At 65.4% G+C, this 15036-nt stretch carries 17 protein-coding genes and 1 pseudogene; 6 read left to right on the top strand and 12 right to left on the bottom strand.

The features are described from left to right. Nucleotides 1-122: 122 nt before the first annotated feature. The 3 genes from Q1A87_RS19590 to Q1A87_RS19580 all read right to left on the bottom strand — a co-directional run bounded on the left by Q1A87_RS19590 (nt 123) and on the right by Q1A87_RS19580 (nt 2359). On the bottom strand, nt 123-554 hold the full coding sequence (locus tag Q1A87_RS19590; RefSeq protein WP_299655407.1) for a recombinase family protein: 432 nt from the start codon (nt 552-554) through the stop codon (nt 123-125). Nucleotides 555-894: 340 nt separating this feature from the next. Continuing rightward, nucleotides 895-2085: a GAF domain-containing sensor histidine kinase gene (locus tag Q1A87_RS19585; RefSeq protein WP_299655352.1), complete on the bottom strand. Its 1191-nt coding sequence runs from the start codon at nt 2083-2085 to the stop codon at nt 895-897. Beyond that, complete coding sequence (locus Q1A87_RS19580; RefSeq protein ID WP_299655349.1) at nt 2072-2359, bottom strand: hypothetical protein; 288 nt, start codon at nt 2357-2359, stop codon at nt 2072-2074. The genes Q1A87_RS19585 and Q1A87_RS19580 overlap by 14 nt, the downstream gene beginning before the upstream one ends. Nucleotides 2360-2544: 185 nt before the next feature. Between Q1A87_RS19580 and Q1A87_RS19575 the strand changes: the two genes are divergently transcribed. Continuing rightward, a complete protein-coding gene (locus Q1A87_RS19575; protein WP_299655346.1) occupies nt 2545-3279 on the top strand; it encodes a Crp/Fnr family transcriptional regulator in 735 nt (244 codons plus the stop codon). A 9-nt stretch (nt 3280-3288) separates the two neighbouring features. On the opposite strand, the gene Q1A87_RS19570 is transcribed toward Q1A87_RS19575, so the two are convergent. Continuing rightward, nucleotides 3289-3576, bottom strand: coding sequence for a hypothetical protein (locus Q1A87_RS19570; RefSeq protein ID WP_299655343.1), 288 nt, complete (start codon nt 3574-3576; stop codon nt 3289-3291). 394 nt (nt 3577-3970) lie between these two features. Further along, nucleotides 3971-5344: a PRC-barrel domain-containing protein gene (locus Q1A87_RS19565; protein ID WP_299655340.1), complete on the bottom strand. Its 1374-nt coding sequence runs from the start codon at nt 5342-5344 to the stop codon at nt 3971-3973. Nucleotides 5345-5398: 54 nt separating this feature from the next. Here Q1A87_RS19565 and Q1A87_RS19560 point away from each other — a divergent pair, with 54 nt between their 5' ends. Both Q1A87_RS19560 and Q1A87_RS19555 read left to right on the top strand, forming a co-directional pair. Beyond that, nucleotides 5399-6106 carry a phage holin family protein gene (locus Q1A87_RS19560; RefSeq protein ID WP_299655338.1) on the top strand — a complete coding sequence of 236 codons (708 nt, stop codon included), beginning with the start codon at nt 5399-5401 and terminating at the stop codon, nt 6104-6106. Beyond that, nucleotides 6078-6605, top strand: coding sequence for a DUF3618 domain-containing protein (locus Q1A87_RS19555; protein WP_299655336.1), 528 nt, complete (start codon nt 6078-6080; stop codon nt 6603-6605). The genes Q1A87_RS19560 and Q1A87_RS19555 overlap by 29 nt, the downstream gene beginning before the upstream one ends. 123 nt (nt 6606-6728) lie before the next feature. Here Q1A87_RS19555 and Q1A87_RS19550 read toward each other — a convergent pair whose 3' ends face one another. From Q1A87_RS19550 to Q1A87_RS19525, 6 genes are all read right to left on the bottom strand, one after another. Then, nucleotides 6729-7328 carry a hypothetical protein gene (locus tag Q1A87_RS19550; protein WP_299655334.1) on the bottom strand — a complete coding sequence of 200 codons (600 nt, stop codon included), beginning with the start codon at nt 7326-7328 and terminating at the stop codon, nt 6729-6731. A gap of 25 nt (nt 7329-7353) precedes the next feature. Next, on the bottom strand, nt 7354-7881 hold the full coding sequence (locus tag Q1A87_RS19545; RefSeq protein ID WP_299655331.1) for a YetF domain-containing protein: 528 nt from the start codon (nt 7879-7881) through the stop codon (nt 7354-7356). A gap of 19 nt (nt 7882-7900) precedes the next feature. Beyond that, a complete protein-coding gene (locus Q1A87_RS19540) occupies nt 7901-8977 on the bottom strand; it encodes a fatty acid desaturase (RefSeq protein ID WP_299655329.1) in 1077 nt (358 codons plus the stop codon). A gap of 87 nt (nt 8978-9064) precedes the next feature. Further along, the gene (locus tag Q1A87_RS19535; RefSeq protein WP_299655327.1) at nt 9065-9868 is read right to left on the bottom strand and encodes a YsnF/AvaK domain-containing protein; all 804 of its coding nucleotides are present in this window, start codon (nt 9866-9868) and stop codon (nt 9065-9067) included. A gap of 18 nt (nt 9869-9886) precedes the next feature. Next, nucleotides 9887-10330, bottom strand: a complete 444-nt coding sequence (locus Q1A87_RS19530; RefSeq protein ID WP_299655325.1) for a YsnF/AvaK domain-containing protein — start codon at nt 10328-10330, stop codon at nt 9887-9889. Nucleotides 10331-10547: 217 nt separating this feature from the next. Beyond that, nucleotides 10548-11462 carry a LysR family transcriptional regulator gene (locus Q1A87_RS19525; RefSeq protein WP_299655323.1) on the bottom strand — a complete coding sequence of 305 codons (915 nt, stop codon included), beginning with the start codon at nt 11460-11462 and terminating at the stop codon, nt 10548-10550. A gap of 134 nt (nt 11463-11596) precedes the next feature. On the opposite strand from Q1A87_RS19525, the gene Q1A87_RS19520 reads away from it, so the two are divergent. The 3 genes from Q1A87_RS19520 to Q1A87_RS19510 all read left to right on the top strand — a co-directional run bounded on the left by Q1A87_RS19520 (nt 11597) and on the right by Q1A87_RS19510 (nt 14389). Continuing rightward, nucleotides 11597-12127: an OsmC family protein gene (locus tag Q1A87_RS19520; RefSeq protein WP_299655321.1), complete on the top strand. Its 531-nt coding sequence runs from the start codon at nt 11597-11599 to the stop codon at nt 12125-12127. A gap of 205 nt (nt 12128-12332) precedes the next feature. Further along, nucleotides 12333-13376, top strand: coding sequence for a hypothetical protein (locus Q1A87_RS19515; protein WP_299655319.1), 1044 nt, complete (start codon nt 12333-12335; stop codon nt 13374-13376). A gap of 110 nt (nt 13377-13486) precedes the next feature. Continuing rightward, nucleotides 13487-14389, top strand: a complete 903-nt coding sequence (locus Q1A87_RS19510) for a formate/nitrite transporter family protein (protein WP_299655317.1) — start codon at nt 13487-13489, stop codon at nt 14387-14389. Between the two features lie 244 nt (nt 14390-14633). Here Q1A87_RS19510 and Q1A87_RS19505 read toward each other — a convergent pair. Then, a pseudogene (locus Q1A87_RS19505) lies at nt 14634-15036 on the bottom strand (hypothetical protein); the annotation flags it as partial.

The raw sequence follows: 15036 nt of genomic DNA, 5'->3' as shown, positions 1-15036 counted from the left end.
TCTCTGAGCCAGAATCTTTCTATTGATATTATCTACGCCCAATCGTTTTAACACTTACGCGGAAGAGCTAGGCAATCTCAGTCAAGCGACGACCTTCTTCGTCGCGCATACGTTGAACCGCGTCACGTTGTGCGGCTGAGAGGGCAAGGGATGCCCCCTACACGACCACGCTTCTTTGCGGCCTCCAGCCCCTCCTTAGTGCATTCTGAAATCGTCTCGCGCCTAAATTGCGCGATGGACGTAAACACTTGGGAGATCAGACGGCCTGCGGGCATGGTATTGTTGATATCCTCGGCCAGCGACCGAAATCCGCCGCCGCGCTCCTTTATGGCCTCCACGATGTCGAGAAGGTCACGCAGCGACCGTGCAAGGCGGTCGTACTTCGTGAGGATGATCACGTCGCCCTGCCGGAGTTGATCGAGGAGCTGGTTGAGCTGCAGACGCTTCCTGGTCGAACCGCTGATCTTGTCTGCGAAGATACGCTCCGCGCCTGCGGCTGTCAGGGCATCGGTCTGTGCATCGAGGATCCTAGTCGTCTGTGGAGACGCGGGCATTTCCAAAGATCATGCTTTCATAGTTCCATAAACGTCCCAGTACTTGGAAGGTTTTGGGCAAAGAGTTTTGTCCTTGTTGAGCCGCTGATTGCGCGTGGGACAGGCAATTGGGGCATAAAACGACCGTTTTAGGAAAATATCTATATCGGTAAGATCTAAAACCCGCGTTAGGTTGCGTCTCAATGGTTGGAGAGAACTCTGTGGGAACAGTCGGGGCGTTTCACTCAGTGGTCCCGCAGGGGTGCACCCAACCCAACCGCCGCAGTCTCGAAATTGCGACCGAACGACGACATCCGTCTTCGTCCGGCAGAGGACGCCGGATGTGGGGCGGATCCCGGACTCAGTCGTGCGCCGCCGGCATGGTCAGGGTGAAGGTCGTCTCCTCTCCGCCGGACTCGACGTCGAGCCGCCCGTCATGGGCCCGGGCGATTTCGGAGGCGATGTAGAGGCCCAGTCCCAAGCCTTGCAGGCTGGCCTTGCCGGTCCCGCCGCCCCGCGAGAACGGCAGGAAGAGGTGGGGACGGACGCCCTCGGGGATCGGCGCGCCGCGGTTGGTCACCGCAAGCCGGAACTGGCCGTCCTCGTCGCTCGCCCGGACGCGGATGATTTTGGCCGGAGTGCCGTGGGTCACGGCGTTGCCCAGGAGGTTCGACAAGAGCTGGCCGATCCGCTGCGGATCGCACCGGATCGGTCTGAGCAGATCGATCGCGACCTCGACGGGCTGGTCCGACAGCCGCTCGACCTCCCGCACGACGTCGCGGAGCACCGGTTCCAGATCGACGGAATTCATGTCGTCCAGCACGATGCCGGCCCCGAGGCGGCCGCGGGCGAAATCGAGCAGGTTGTCGATCATCTGCTGCATCCGCAGCATCGAGCGCTGCATCTCGACGACAAGGTGGGACGCCTTCTCGTCCGTCGGTCGCCGGCCGAGCATCCTGAGCCCGGCCGAGACCGCCGCGACGGGGTTGCGCAGGTCATGGCCGACGACGGCGATGAACTCCTCGCGTAGCCGTCCGGTGTCGCGCTCCGCGTCGAGCGCCACGCGGTCGGCCTCGAGCTTCGCGCGGACGTCGAGCCCGACGGCGACGAGCCTGGCCAGGGTCTCGAACAGTCCCCGCACGTCCGATCGCGTGAACCGGCGTATCGGATCGAGGGCGCAGAGCATGCCGAAGGCGGTCCCGTCCAGGCGCGTGATCGGCACGACGACGTGGCTGCCGAAGTCGTCGTGCGGCGTGGCCGGGATGCGCCGCGGATGACATCTGCCGCCGACCATGACGAGACCGCGATCGTTCCGCGCAAGACGGTGGAGGACGGACGCGATCTGCAGCTCGTCGCCGGGCATCGTGCCGAGGCCGAGCGCATCGTCCGCGGCGCAGGTGATCCAGCGGCCATCGGCGCCCTCTGCGGCGCGGGCGATGGCGACGAACGGCATGCCCGACGCCTTACGGCAGATTTCGAGGATGAGCGGCACTTCGGGCATCTCCGCGATGCAACGAAGATCGCGCGCGACCCGCGCGTCAGCGGCAGACATCGGATTCCAGAGAGGAACAGGCGGCGCGGCATGCCCCGCGGACGATCGATCGCCGTATACCAATCGGCTGAAGCTGGAAATCCAGCAACCAGAGGGAACGGACATGGCCAGGCAGGTCGAACTGGAAGGGGTCTCTCGGCACCCCGGCGAGGAGGGAGGAACCCGCGCGGTGCCGAGAGAGTGCGGCGGATGCCACATCGTTCGTGAGACTGCTTCGCCCCGCTGCCTTTCCAGCGGCCTCGGTGATCCGGCGGGGATCGTCGGTATCGCTCAAGGGATGTCCTGTCATCGATTAGATCGCTCGTTCACCGCTCCGTCGTCGGACGCCCCGCGTCCCATGTCGTTAACCTAGGTTTACTTCTCGGATCGAAATGTGCTGCCTTCGATCCTGCAGGCACCCACCCTGACTTCAGAGGCGACCGGCGTTCGCTCCAGTTACGATAAGATGAAGGACCGCTCATGGCGAACCCGCTCACCCGCAAGCTCGAGGCGTTCGCGCCGCTGCCCGAGGCCGACCGGCGGCTGATCGACGATATCTGCCGGAACCCTCGGGATGTCGGGCCGCGTGAGGATCTCATCCGTGAAGGCGACGATCCCCGTGACGTGCAACTCATCCTCGAAGGCTTCGCCTGCCGCTACAAGCTGCTTCCGAACGGCCGCCGCCAGATCACCGCCTACCTGATCCCCGGCGATTTCTGCGATCTGCACGTCTTCATCCTGAGAGCGATGGATCACTCGATCGCCACGCTGTCGCCCTGCCGGGCCGTCGCCATCCCCCGCCACAGGGTCCTGGAACTGACCGAGCGTCCGGCCATCGCGCGGGCGCTCTGGTGGGCGTCTCTGGTCGACGAGGCCGTGCTGCGCGAATGGCTGGTCGGTGTCGGCGCCCGCGGGGCCGACGAACGCATTGCCCATCTGCTCTGCGAGCTTCTGATGCGGTTGCGAACCGTGGGTCTTGCAACCGATGGCGCCTACGAACTGCCGATCACTCAGGCAGAGCTCGCCGACACGGTGGGTCTGACCCACATCCACGTGAACCGGGTCCTGCAGCGCCTGCGCGCCGAGGGGTCGATCACGCTGAAAGGCAAGCAGCTCGTGATCCTGGACGTGGACAAGCTGATGGCGTTCAGCGGCTTCGACGTCAACTATCTGCATCTGAGCGAGAGCAACGGAAAGAAGGAGCCGTGCCGCTAGGTCCGGCCCTCACTCCTTGGCAGGACTGCCAGACCCCGGCGGGGGATCGGGTGCTTCGTCCGCCGCCTCAAGCCGCTCCTCGGCCGAGAAGCGCAGGACGAACAGGATCGTGCCCCGCGCGTCGCTGACCTCCACCCGCCATTCTGCCCCATCCCAGAACCGCGCACCCAGGTCGCGCAGGATCTCCCCGCTGGTCCGGATCGCCTGCGCCTGGGCGGCGTAGATGTCGGGAAGATCGGTGCCGTCCTCGTCGAGGATCGAGCTGCCGTCGTGCACGTTGAAGAAGTATCGGGGCACGGTCCTGCTCCTGCTGGGAGGCGGGAGCACGCGACGTCTCTCGGTCGGCAACGCCCCGGAATCGTGGCTGCCGATAGATCCTACATAAGTCTTCCATCCCTGGAATGCGACCGGATGGCGCCAACATGCCCCGATCCGATCAGGGCGCCGATATTCGTCATAAACATCGGGGCGAACCCAATCCGAACACAGTGGCCACGACACCAATGCATGGCAAGGCAGTCGAAGCACCATTCGGCAAGGATGTCAGCCTGTATGATAACTATGTATTCTGGCGGTTGAGCCAACTTGTCGTTCAAGGACCATGCGCGTCGATCGAGGCCTCTGCGCGTGGCGCAGAAAGCGAAATGGGCCGCCCATTCCAGGACGACCCATTACGCAACCCAAGCCAGCCTTATTGCGCGGAGGGCATCGATTCGAGTTCGTCTTCCGTCGCTTCGATGTAGGCGCGAATATCGCCGGCCTCCGAGCGAAGGATCGTCAGGCGATCGAAGGGTATCTCGACTTCCTTCTCTCCAAGACCGAGAAAGCCGCCGACCTCGACCAGGACGCCATCGACCGTGCCGGCATCGTTCATGACGAGGTCACTTACTTCGCCGATGTTCTCGTCGTTGGACCCGTAGAGACTGGAGCCGGTGAGGCTGTCCGCTTCGAACTCATCGGTCTGCACGGGCTCATAGCCCGCGCGTTCGATGACCGGTCCACGTGATGCAGCAGCGGGTTCTGATTGGGACGTGTCCGTCATCACGGCCGGAACCTCGGGATCGGCGTCCGTCGCGACCATCCCGGGTGTCTGCGGTTCGACGGCCTCATCGGTGACCGCCATGGCCGGCTGGGGATCGGACGCTTCGGACGCCTCGGCCTGCTCGAACGTGACGACCGGTTCGCCGGATTGCACGAATTCGACCTGCGGCTCGCCCTGGCTCGTCACGTCGACAATCGGGTCGGCTTGCTCGAACCGTACTGTCGGCTCGGCGCGCTCGATCCGGATTTCGGCCTCGCCGGTCGCCTCGGACATGACGACCTGCGGGTCGCTCGAGGTGACGGTGACTTCGGCATCCTCCGACGTGATCGCCTCGGGCGCCATTCCGGGCTGGTAGGCCTGACCGCTGCGACTGTCGGTTACCTCGAACCCGCCTTCACCGCCGTCTTCGACACGCTGAAGCTCGAGGTCGACGGCCGGCGGGGCCTGCGTCACGGTCACCCGCGGATCGGCCTGCACGACACGGACCTGCGGCTGGGCCGCCCCGACCGTCACGTTCGGATCGGGCATCGTGATGACGATTTCCGGTGCCGGCTGCTCGATGCGGATCGTCGGGGACGGCATGTCGATCGTAACGTTGGTCGGAGCTTGACGCACGAGGATCTCGGCCTGCTGCTCCGCGACGGTGACCGACGGATTGCCGGGATCGATCTGCACTTCGGCCGCACCCGATTCCACGTTGACGCGCGGCGGCGACTGATCGAGCAGAACACGGCCCTGAATGGTGACTTCGTCCTGCAGGCGCAATGTCGTTTGTGCCGTGTCGGCGACCGTCGCACCGGTATCGGACTGCGTCAGGCGGGTCATCTCGACGAGACAGGCTTCTCCGTCTCCCGACTCGATCAGCTGCGAAATGGTCCCGGCCTCGACGCCATCTGGAAGACCGTTGGCAACGACGGCCTGAAGATCCGCGCAGGCCGTCTCGACCGACCTGGTCTGAGCGTGAGCCGCGAAGGGTACGGTCAAGGCGGTGCCGATCAGAAGAGCGGAAAAGGTCGATTTCATACGATCGCGTCCAGTTTTGTGATTTCGCTATTGGTGCTATCGAACGGGCCGTGAGTGCGCGCCGTTCCCAATTCCGGACAGGGCAAATGCGCGAACCGGCTATTCGTTTTCGAATGGTGCTTTTGCGCCCCGTCGCGAATTCAACGGGAGACGATCCGCTTTATCGGTCTCTCCAAGATCCGTTTCACCAACCGCCCAATGGAAAATACCATGCCAACGATTAACGATTCCAGATCGGACGACAAAGCCGCATCTTCGCCGAGATCTTCCGCCGGGCTTGCTGGCGACGTCTTTCGGCATTCATCCAATTTGCTTCAGCAGCAAATCCGCCTTGCGAAATCCGAGATGGGCGAGAAGCTGGGGCAACTCAAGGCCGGGATCGGCGAACTTATCGGCGGTACGGTCCTGCTGATCGTATCGCTCGGAATCCTTTTGAGCGCTCTGGTAAGCGGCGTGGCCCGGCTTCTCGTCGGATTGTTCGCTGACGACCCGTCGGACGCGGTCGGGCTCGACGGGCTCGACGACAATGCTGTCCAGATCGTGACCGCCGTGAACAGCCACATCGACGCGGCCTTCGACGCGGCCCGGACGCTGCCCACCTACGAAGGTTTGGCGGCGCTTCTCGTCGGCGTGATCTTTGCCGTGATCGGCGGTCTTCTCCTGCGCAACGGCCTGAGCAAGTTCGCGAGCGACAACCTCGTTCCCGAGCGCAGCGTTCGCCAGGTCAGGAAAGATGGCGATCTGGCCCGTGAACAGCTCTGAGCGCCTCACTCTCGATTCAAGACAGGAGACATTCATCATGACCGAAGACGAACATCAGAAATCCGCTGCAGAGGCCGAGCACGACGTGGCTGCGGCCCGGGCCGATCTGTCCGGATCGATCGACGCACTCGAAGCACGCTTCAGCCCCGAGGCCCTCGTCGACACCGCATTCAGCTACATGCGTGGCGACGGTCGTCGCCACGCCGAAGCCCTGGTCCGCAACGCAAAGGCCAATCCGATCGCCCTTGCCCTGATCGGCGCCGGGCTGGCTTGGCTGACCTTCGGATCGAACCCCTCCAGAGTGGCAGGACAAACTGCCGGCGCAGATCGATCCGGAGACACGGGCGCGCAGAAGACGTCCCGCGTCAGGACCGTCGCACCGAACGCCGCGCCCGGCGTCCCGACAGGAGCGACGTCCCGGAAGGCCACATCTCCGACGATGGTTGCGGGGCCCGCAGACCAAACGCCTCGGGCCACCAGTACGACCACAAGGTCGTAGTCTCGGCGCATCTGCGGCGGGGTGCGTCTTTGATCGTGCGGACTCTTTGGAATAGAGGCGGCTGATCCGCTTCCATGCAAGTCCACGATATCCGAAGCCGATCCGAAAGGGTCGTTGCGTGGGTCACACGTCCGAGCCGAAGCGCGCGGCGAGGGTGCGGCAGGCCCGCGCCGACAGCCGTTGCGTCCCGTCCCCGACTGGTCGCAACCGCGTCACACCGCCGGCATCGACGATAATCTCGTAGGTTTTGCGCGCGCCTGTCGCCGCCCGCGAAAAGCCCAGGACGGTGAAGCCGAGCTTCCGGATATCGGCCGTGTCCCGTGCGGCCGCATCGGCCGACAGCCGGCCGAAGATCCCGGTGATGGTCCCGATGTCCCTGTAGGCGCCCGCATCCAGAGGGCCTTGCAGGGTCCCCGTCAGGTCGCCGTGGGGACTTGCGCGGTCGCTCTCGTTCCGGTCGGTGATGAAGACGTCCCTCACCCCGCCTTCGTCATGGATCGAGAGAACGACGTTCGCGACATAGACCGGTTCGCTTCCGAGATTGCTCAGCAGGATATGAGCATCGAAGCCCTGTCCCCCGCCCCGGTTGATCGTCAGTTGGGGCCGGCGATGCCGGACGATGCCCGCAACGATCAACTGAAGATATGCCACCCAGATCAGAGCCGTCACGATCCCCGTCATGGTCTGGATCGCGGTCGAATGGGTCGTGATCCAATCGAGCATGCAGGTCTCCCGCGTCTTGTCCGGGTCAATCCGTCCGAGGAACGTTCTCGACATAGCGCAGAGAGGCGATCGGCTCGTCGGTGGCGCCCGACACGACGCTGAACGACCCGTCGGTCTCGAGGACGACGGCATCGACATCCGCCGGACGCGCCACGCCGGATCCGCGCATGGCCGCGAGGATTTCCTCCTTCGTGACGCGTTGCGAACTGATCGCCGGCTTGAGGAACTGACCCCGATAGAACAACAGGCTCGGCTCGGACTTGACGAGATTCTGGAACCTTTCCGAGCGAACCGAGAGCGTGGCCACGCCGAATTGCAGTCCGCAAAGAAGGGCGAAGGCGGTAGCCGCCTCGGCGATGGACACATCGCTGCTGAGGATCGCGGAGGCGAAGGTCGAACCGAACGCGACGGTTACGACGAGATCGAAGGCGTTCATCTTTGCAAGGGTCCGCTTTCCGGACGTCCGGAGCAAGACCACCAACGTCGTGTAGGCAAGCGTGCCGACGATCACGATCCGCAACAGATCGTACCAGGTGTCGAAGAACATCGTCATCCCCCCGTCCATAGGCCCATCATGCCATTGTCGCGTCCGATCCCGAACGCGCGCTCCGGAAGTCGGCATGGGTCACGGCGTCGAAGGGAACGAGTCGGCGCGTGCGCTCGTCCCAGAGCTTCAGACGCAGGCATCCGATACTTTCTGTGAATGAGATCCGACGAATGTCTGCCAAGGCGGGGTGGTCGTCGAGCACCTCGGGCAAGCGGTAAAAGGGTATCCGGGCGTGCAGGTGATGGACGTGATGGATACCGATATTCGCGGTCAGCCAGCCGAGGACCGGCGGCAGGTCGTAATGCGAGCTGCCATGGAGCGCTGCATCGTGGATCCGCCAGTCGTCGGTCCTGTCCCAACTCGTCTCCTCGAACTGGTGCTGGATATAGAAGAGCCACATTCCGATGGTCGCGGCCGCGATCGTGGTCGGCCCGAAGGCCATCAGGACCGTCGTCCAGCCGAAGGCGGCCACGGCCGATGCGAGCAGCGTGAAGAGAGCGAGGTTCGTCCCCATCGCGCTCGCCCACGGCCGCCATCCCTGCTCGGTGAGCGTGGCCGGGAAGCGGTTCTGTATCCAGAAGAGGTAGGTCGGGAACAGGCCGAGCATGACGAGCGGATTTCGGTAGGCACGATATCCGAGCCGGCCCCGCGGGCTCAGGGCGCAGTATTCTCGTACGGTCAGGGTATGGACGTCGCCGATGCCCCGACGCTCGAGATTGCCCGTGGCCGAATGGTGGACCGAATGCGACCTGCGCCAGACGGCATAGGGTGTCAGCGTCACGACGCCCAGACATCGCCCGACCCAATCGTTGACCCGGCGGTCGGCGAAGAAGGCCCCGTGACCGCAATCGTGCTGAATGGCGAACAGCCGCACGAGAAAGAGCGCGTTCGACAGGGACAATGCGATCGCGAGCAGCGGATGGACTGCGCTCGCCAGAACCGCGAGGACCCACAGGACCACGAGCGGCACGACGGTCACGGACAACTCGAACGCGCTCCGGGCGCTGCGGGCGGTCCGGTACCGGGCCAGGATGCGGACCCAGTCGCGCGCAGGATCGGTCGCGTGGTCTAGTGTCGTCTTGGGCACAGGTCGATCGGTCAAGGACGGTTCCTTCGGAGGTCGGCGCGCGAAGCGACGCGCGCCGAGCTGTTCATCACGGGCCGCGGAGGGATAAAGCCCCGAGGGGCATCAGGCGCCCGTCGGCTTTCGGACCGCGCCATCCCGGCGCGCGTCGTCGATCTCGACCTCGGTATGACGCACGGTGTCGGAGACGGTTTCGGTGTGGTCCTCGACCGTCTTGTCGATGCCGATTTCCTCGACGACATGCGCGGTCTTCTCGACGACCGCTTCCTCGGAACTCTCCTCGACCTCGATGGTCCGGTCTTCGAAGACTGCATTCGCAGCGTCGGCAGACAGCTCGCGATCGACGGGCCGGCGATCGATGTCGATATGTTCCGATCTCAGCGTCACATCCTCGGATACGTCCTCGGAGACCGTGTGGCTCCGTACGCGCACCCGTCCACCCGTGACGCTCCGCTTCCCGACACGCATCTCTTCCTCGACCACGTCGATGGTGCCGTCGTCCGCAGACGATGTGGACCCTGCCGTCGATGTCGCAGGACCCCCGGCCCAGCCTTCCGCACGCCAGGACTCGCTGCGCGCGTCGAGATCGACGGTCCCGTCGCGATCGAGGATCTCCACGACCTTGTCCTGCTGCGCCCCCGATACGCTCACGGACAGGAGGTACCCGCCCCGTCGCAACCCTTCGGCATAGGTGTCGTGGTCGTCGTCGGGACCGGCGAACAGCTCCTTCAGCGACGCCATGAACCCTTCCTCGCCGGACCCGTCCGCGTGGCCTGACGCGCTCGGATCGGTGCCCTCCACGAGGCTGATGTTCGACCGGGGAATGCCGGCATCCTCGATCCGACTGGCGGCCGTGTCGGCGGCGTGACGGTCGTCGAAGAAGGCCGTGATGGTTTGGACGTCGTTCATATGCGTTTCCATTCGAAGTTACTCCGTTTCGGTGGTGTCAGGGGGGGTGTCCGTCTGCCCGGGCAGCCGTTCGACGACAGCCTTCTGGCGGCGCAGGGTGACGGTTTCCTCGATCGTCTCGACGCTTGCCTGCGTGGTCACGCGGATCTCCTCCTTGAGGTTCAGCCGCCGCTCCACGACGAGGACTTCCTCGAAGACGGGTATGATCGTCACCGCGCCTTCGAGCCGTGGGACCGGCGGGCGCTCCTCGGGCGCCAGGATCCGGTCGATCGGCACACGCTCGATCTCGGCATGCGTCGTCTCGAGATCCTCGTGTATGGTCTCGTCGATCGTGTCGGTATGCGTGCCGACCCGCACCCGGCCGGTCACGATCCGTCGCTTGCCCGATGCAAGGCGCTCCTCGACGACTTCGAGGATGTCGGGCCTGCCGGCGGCCCTGGAGGCGGAATCGTCTCGTGTCATGCGTCGGGGCCCCTTGCGCAGCGTTCGTTGTTCCGTCGGATAATTGCGGGACGCCGTCTGCCTTCGCGGACAGACCCGTCCTGCATCCGGGTGTCGCCGGGCCAACGGCTGGACGGGCGAAATCGGAGCGCGACGATGTCGCGGACCCGCTATGCGGCGATGCATGGCGCGCGTGCCGCATCGGCGACGAAAGCCGTCGCGGTGCCGGCGGCGCGGTTCAGTCCGACCCGTCCGCATCCTCCGTCGGATCGAGCGCGGATCGAAGGCTCTTCACGCGCGTCACGATGGCGTTGAGGACCGCCCGGACGCGGGGCGTGCCCCGATTGTCCTTGTGGACGACGAGGTAGATGTCGGGACCCGGGGCCGGCACCGGGCTTGCCACCCGCCGCAGCATCGGATCGCCATCCGCGCGGAACCGCGCGAGCGAGGTCAGGCCCGCACCACAACGTGCGGCCTGCTGGAGAGCCTCGTGGCTCGTCGTCTGCAAGCCGAGCCGCGCGTTCCGGGTGAGGTCCTCGAGCCAGAGGGATTGGTCCGGGCTCGAGACGTCGTCGACCAGGACGAGGTAGCGATGGCCCGGGCATCCGTCGTTCGTGTCCGGCATGCCGTACCGCGCGAGATAGTCCGCACTGGCGAAGAGACCGAAGCCCAGATGCCCGATCCGTCGGGTCACGAGATCGTTCTGGACCGGTCGGGTCAGACGGATCGCGATGTCCGCCTCCCGCATGGACAGGCTGAGCTCGCGAGGATCGGGAATTAGCTCGACGAGGATGTCGGGGTGGCGAAGCTGCAACTCCGCGAAACAGGGCGCCAGGACATGCGCGGCCAGCGTCTCCGCACAGGTGACCCGAACGACCCCCTCGAGGCGGGCATCGCGGCCTCCGACATTGCGCACCAGCGCCAGCGTCTCCGCCTCCACCCGTCGCGCCTGCGTGCGAACGCTCTCCCCCGCAAGGGTCAGGACGTACCCATCGGGCGTGCGATGGAGAAGGCGTACACCGAGGCGGCCTTCGAGGTTCGCGAGCCGTCGGCCGACCGTCGACTGCGCGACCGCCAGTTCCTTCGCGGCGGCGGTCAGGCTGCCGTGCCGCGCCACGGCGAGGAAGAAGCGCAGATCGTCCCAGTCGATCATGAAGATATGTCCTGCGCGATTCTGCTTGGGCCGCAACCGAAAAAGGATGTGGGTCCGGCGCCGTACCGGCTTAGGTCGTCCTGGACGTTGCCCGCGGTGGAAAGTTCCCATCGCAACTCGAACTGGATACTCCCATGACATCGTCGGACCCGAATGCGCTCGAACCGATCGCCACGACCGACCTGACGGCGCTCGCGCGAAGCGGCAAGGACACCATGCGCATGCTCGAATGCCGCACGATCGCACGTGGCGGCTTCCGACAGGAGCATCATGTCCGTGATCTCGCACCCTTCGGAAACTGGAACGGCCCCCAGACGGGGCTGCTCGACGAGGAGACCTCGCCCTCGCCGTCCGAACTCCTGCTTGCCGCCCTCGGCTCCTGCCTCGTGATCGGGATTCATGCAAACGCGGTCGCACGTTCGATCCCCATCACGAAACTCGAACTCGTCCTGAGTGCCGAGATACATTTCGGGGGCATCTGGGGGGCCGGAGACCTCGCGGTCGCGCCGATCGGGTTCGAGGACATCTCGATCGCAGCCCATATCGCGTCCGATGCGCCCGGACCCGTTCTCCAATCCCTGCTCGATCACGTGCTGATCTGGTCACCGGTCGCCAACAGCCTGCACAACCCGGTCAGCCTCACCGCGGCGCTCGTGCCGGTCTGACGCAGCGATGCGCGAGGCACCTGAAGGGCCATCGCGTGATGCCGGTTCGACGTCCCGTGCCGATCTCCCGGCGCGCGTCGACGTCATCCGAGCGGCGCGGATCATTCCTGCATAGCGGCAGTCGAAAGACGGCGTGAGACCCTCCCCGGATCCAGACGTTCGTGCAGGCATATCCGCATCGCAATCGAAGGCAGGACAATCCAGCATGGCAACGATCTATCCGACCCGGACAGCACCGTCCGATAATATGGCGGGCACGGTTGCCCGCGTCTCTTGGGGCGCGATCTTCGCGGGCGGCGCGGTCGCGGTCGCGTTGATGATCCTGTTCACGACCTTCGGCATCGGTATCGGCGCCGCGATCCTCGATCCGCAATACGACGCCGCTCCCGGTTCGGGCCTCGGGATCGGATCGGGCCTCTACCTGATCGTGACCCAGCTCATCGCGCTCGGCGCCGGTGGCTTCGTCGCGGCCCGTCTGGCCGGGATCCCCCGCACGATCGCGTCGCTGCTGCACGGCACAGCCGTCTGGTCGGTCGCGACGATCTTCCTGGCCTGGGCCGCCGTCACCGGCGCGGGCGCGATGTTCGGCGCGGCGTCGTCGGTTCTCGAAGGAACCGCGACCGCGATCGGCGATGTCGGCGAGGCGATCGTGCCCGACGATCTGTCGCTTCCGAACCCGTCCGACCTGGCCGGCTCGATCTCGCTCGATGCGCTTCCCGAAGAGCTTCAGACGACCCTGCGCGAAAAGGGCGTGACCGAGGCGAATATCCGTCAGGAGAGCGTCGCGGCCTTCCGTGACGTCTTCAGCCAGGAGGAGCAGGACGCCGCACTGGCCGAGATGCGGACGACGCTGGGCGACGTCCTCCAGGATCCGGCGAATGCCGGTACCGAGATCGCCGATCTGTTCGACCGGCTCGTCGGCGGCGAGGATGCGATCGTCTCCGACGACGATCGACAGCAGGCGATGAGCGTCCTGGAACAGCGTCTCGGGATCACTCCGGACGAAGCGGAGGGCATCGTTCAATCGGTCGAGGACGGCATCCGCTCATCCGTCGATTCGGCCCGAGACGGGATCGAGGCGGCACGGGAGACGATGGTCGAGACCGCACAGGCGGCCAGCGATGCGATATCGACGACAGCGCTGCTTCTCGCGCTGGCATCCCTTCTTGGCCTCGCCGCGGCCTGTGGCGGCGCGTTCGCCGGCAAGCCGGACGACGCGGACGACACGGATCTGCGTCGACAGGTCTGACTTCGGCATCGATCGGGGGACGGTCCGTTCGGGTCGTCCCTCCCTGGCCCCGGGCGGCGGGTCGCCGGCGGAGGCAGAACGGCCCCGCCCCCTTCCTTTCGGGACATCCCATGCAGTCCGACGATCCGAGCGATCCGCGCGCCGAAGAAGACCGGAACGGCTACGACGAGCCGAACCACCGCCCCGAGCACCATATCGACGAAGCGCAGAATCTCACGCAGATCGAGGAGGACAAGGTCCTCGCCCGCCTCAGCCTTCGCGCGCCCGCCATCTACGCGCTCATCAAGGAAGAGGGCGAAGGCGAACTCGCCCGGCCCGCGGCGTCGCTCTTCTGGTCGGGGATCGCCGGCGGGATCGCCATCGGCTTCTCGGTGCTGACGCTCGCCCTTCTGCATCTCTACCTGCCCGATGCGGAATGGACGCCGCTGGTGGCGTCGTTCGGCTATGCGACGGGCTTCATCGTCGTCATCTTCGGACGGCTGCAGCTCTTCACGGAATCGACGATCACGGCGGTGCTTCCGGTGCTCGCCATGCGTTCGCTGTCCACGCTGCGGCGCCTGCTGCGGGTCTGGGCGATCGTGCCGATCGCCAACTGGCTGGGCTGCGTCCTGGTGGCGACGGCCTTCGTCGGTCTCGGGCTGGTCCCCGCCGAGATCCGGCAGGCCATCCTCGAGGTCTCCGCGCACTACGCCGAGCTCGACGCCGGCACGGCCTTCGTCCAGGCCATCGGCGCGGGCTTCGTCGTGGCCGTCCTCGTCTGGACGATGCCCGGCGCGGAAGGCCACAAGTTCGCCCTGATCGCGTTCACCGGCTGGCTCATCGCACTCGCGGAGTTCACCCACGTGATCGCCGGCATGGTCGAGATCGCGGCCTTGGTCCTGTCCGGCCGGCTCGGCGCCCTGGACGGCCTGTTCACTTTGGCCTTGCCCACGCTCGCGGGAAACGTGCTCGGTGGAACGGGTCTGTTCGCGCTGCTGGCCTACGCGTCCGTCGTGGACGAGGTGCGGCCGTGACGAACTTGTCCCATATGCTTCCCTTCGTTCCGTTGAACGGATCACACCACCAAACCGTGGGATCAAACACTTAATAAATGTTCTGCTTAATTGCCCTGCCAACATAGCTGATAGAGCGCCTCTAAGCTGATTGGATCATCAGGTATCGATTTGTCCCGCGATGTCCAAACTACGGTTCAGATATGGCGGAAATCGCTGAATCAAGCTCTCTTTAATCATCGCAAGCTGTCAAACTAGAGGCTTTCTACCACCCCAAGTCCAACCCCCGCGTCCGCGCCCGCAGCGCCTCGCGTTCCCGTTCGCGCTCGACCTCCCGGACCTCCTTTGCTTGGCGCTCCTGGACCGCATCCGGCCCCACCGGCCGCGCCCGATCCAGCGCCGCGGCGAGTCGATCGCGGATGTCCGCCCGGCTCCGTACCGCGTCCTCCGAGGGTCCGCCGTCCCGCTCGGCCCCGTCGCGCTCCCGCACGCCCGCCCCGCGCTCCAGCACCCGCCCCAAGCGCGCGCGGATGTCGTCCCGGTCCTTGCCGTCCCCGTCCCGCCCGCGATCCCGCTCCGCCGCCGCGCGGAGCGCCGCCAGCCCCGCCGAGACCCGCCCCAGCCCCTCGTCGCGCGCCAGGCCGTAGGTCTCGCGCGCCCGCTCCACC

Origin of the sequence: uncultured Jannaschia sp., from assembly GCF_947494055.1 — a bacterium.
Lineage (GTDB): Bacteria > Pseudomonadota > Alphaproteobacteria > Rhodobacterales > Rhodobacteraceae > Jannaschia.
The sequence above is the reverse complement of the archived record's forward strand: the minus strand, read 5'-3'. Positions and strand labels throughout refer to the sequence as shown.

Coding starts and splice junctions, on each gene's coding strand:
- Q1A87_RS19530 (WP_299655325.1), bottom strand. CDS start 10,330: ATGACACGAGACGATTCCGCCTCCAGGGCCGCCGGCAGGCCCGACATC.
- Q1A87_RS19555 (WP_299655336.1), top strand. CDS start 6,078: ATGGCGATCTGGCCCGTGAACAGCTCTGAGCGCCTCACTCTCGATTCA.
- Q1A87_RS19510 (WP_299655317.1), top strand. CDS start 13,487: ATGCAGTCCGACGATCCGAGCGATCCGCGCGCCGAAGAAGACCGGAAC.
- Q1A87_RS19520 (WP_299655321.1), top strand. CDS start 11,597: ATGACATCGTCGGACCCGAATGCGCTCGAACCGATCGCCACGACCGAC.
- Q1A87_RS19585 (WP_299655352.1), bottom strand. CDS start 2,085: ATGTCTGCCGCTGACGCGCGGGTCGCGCGCGATCTTCGTTGCATCGCG.
- Q1A87_RS19525 (WP_299655323.1), bottom strand. CDS start 11,462: ATGATCGACTGGGACGATCTGCGCTTCTTCCTCGCCGTGGCGCGGCAC.
- Q1A87_RS19550 (WP_299655334.1), bottom strand. CDS start 7,328: ATGCTCGATTGGATCACGACCCATTCGACCGCGATCCAGACCATGACG.
- Q1A87_RS19590 (WP_299655407.1), bottom strand. CDS start 554: ATGCCCGCGTCTCCACAGACGACTAGGATCCTCGATGCACAGACCGAT.
- Q1A87_RS19535 (WP_299655327.1), bottom strand. CDS start 9,868: ATGAACGACGTCCAAACCATCACGGCCTTCTTCGACGACCGTCACGCC.
- Q1A87_RS19545 (WP_299655331.1), bottom strand. CDS start 7,881: ATGACGATGTTCTTCGACACCTGGTACGATCTGTTGCGGATCGTGATC.
- Q1A87_RS19575 (WP_299655346.1), top strand. CDS start 2,545: ATGGCGAACCCGCTCACCCGCAAGCTCGAGGCGTTCGCGCCGCTGCCC.
- Q1A87_RS19565 (WP_299655340.1), bottom strand. CDS start 5,344: ATGAAATCGACCTTTTCCGCTCTTCTGATCGGCACCGCCTTGACCGTA.
- Q1A87_RS19515 (WP_299655319.1), top strand. CDS start 12,333: ATGGCAACGATCTATCCGACCCGGACAGCACCGTCCGATAATATGGCG.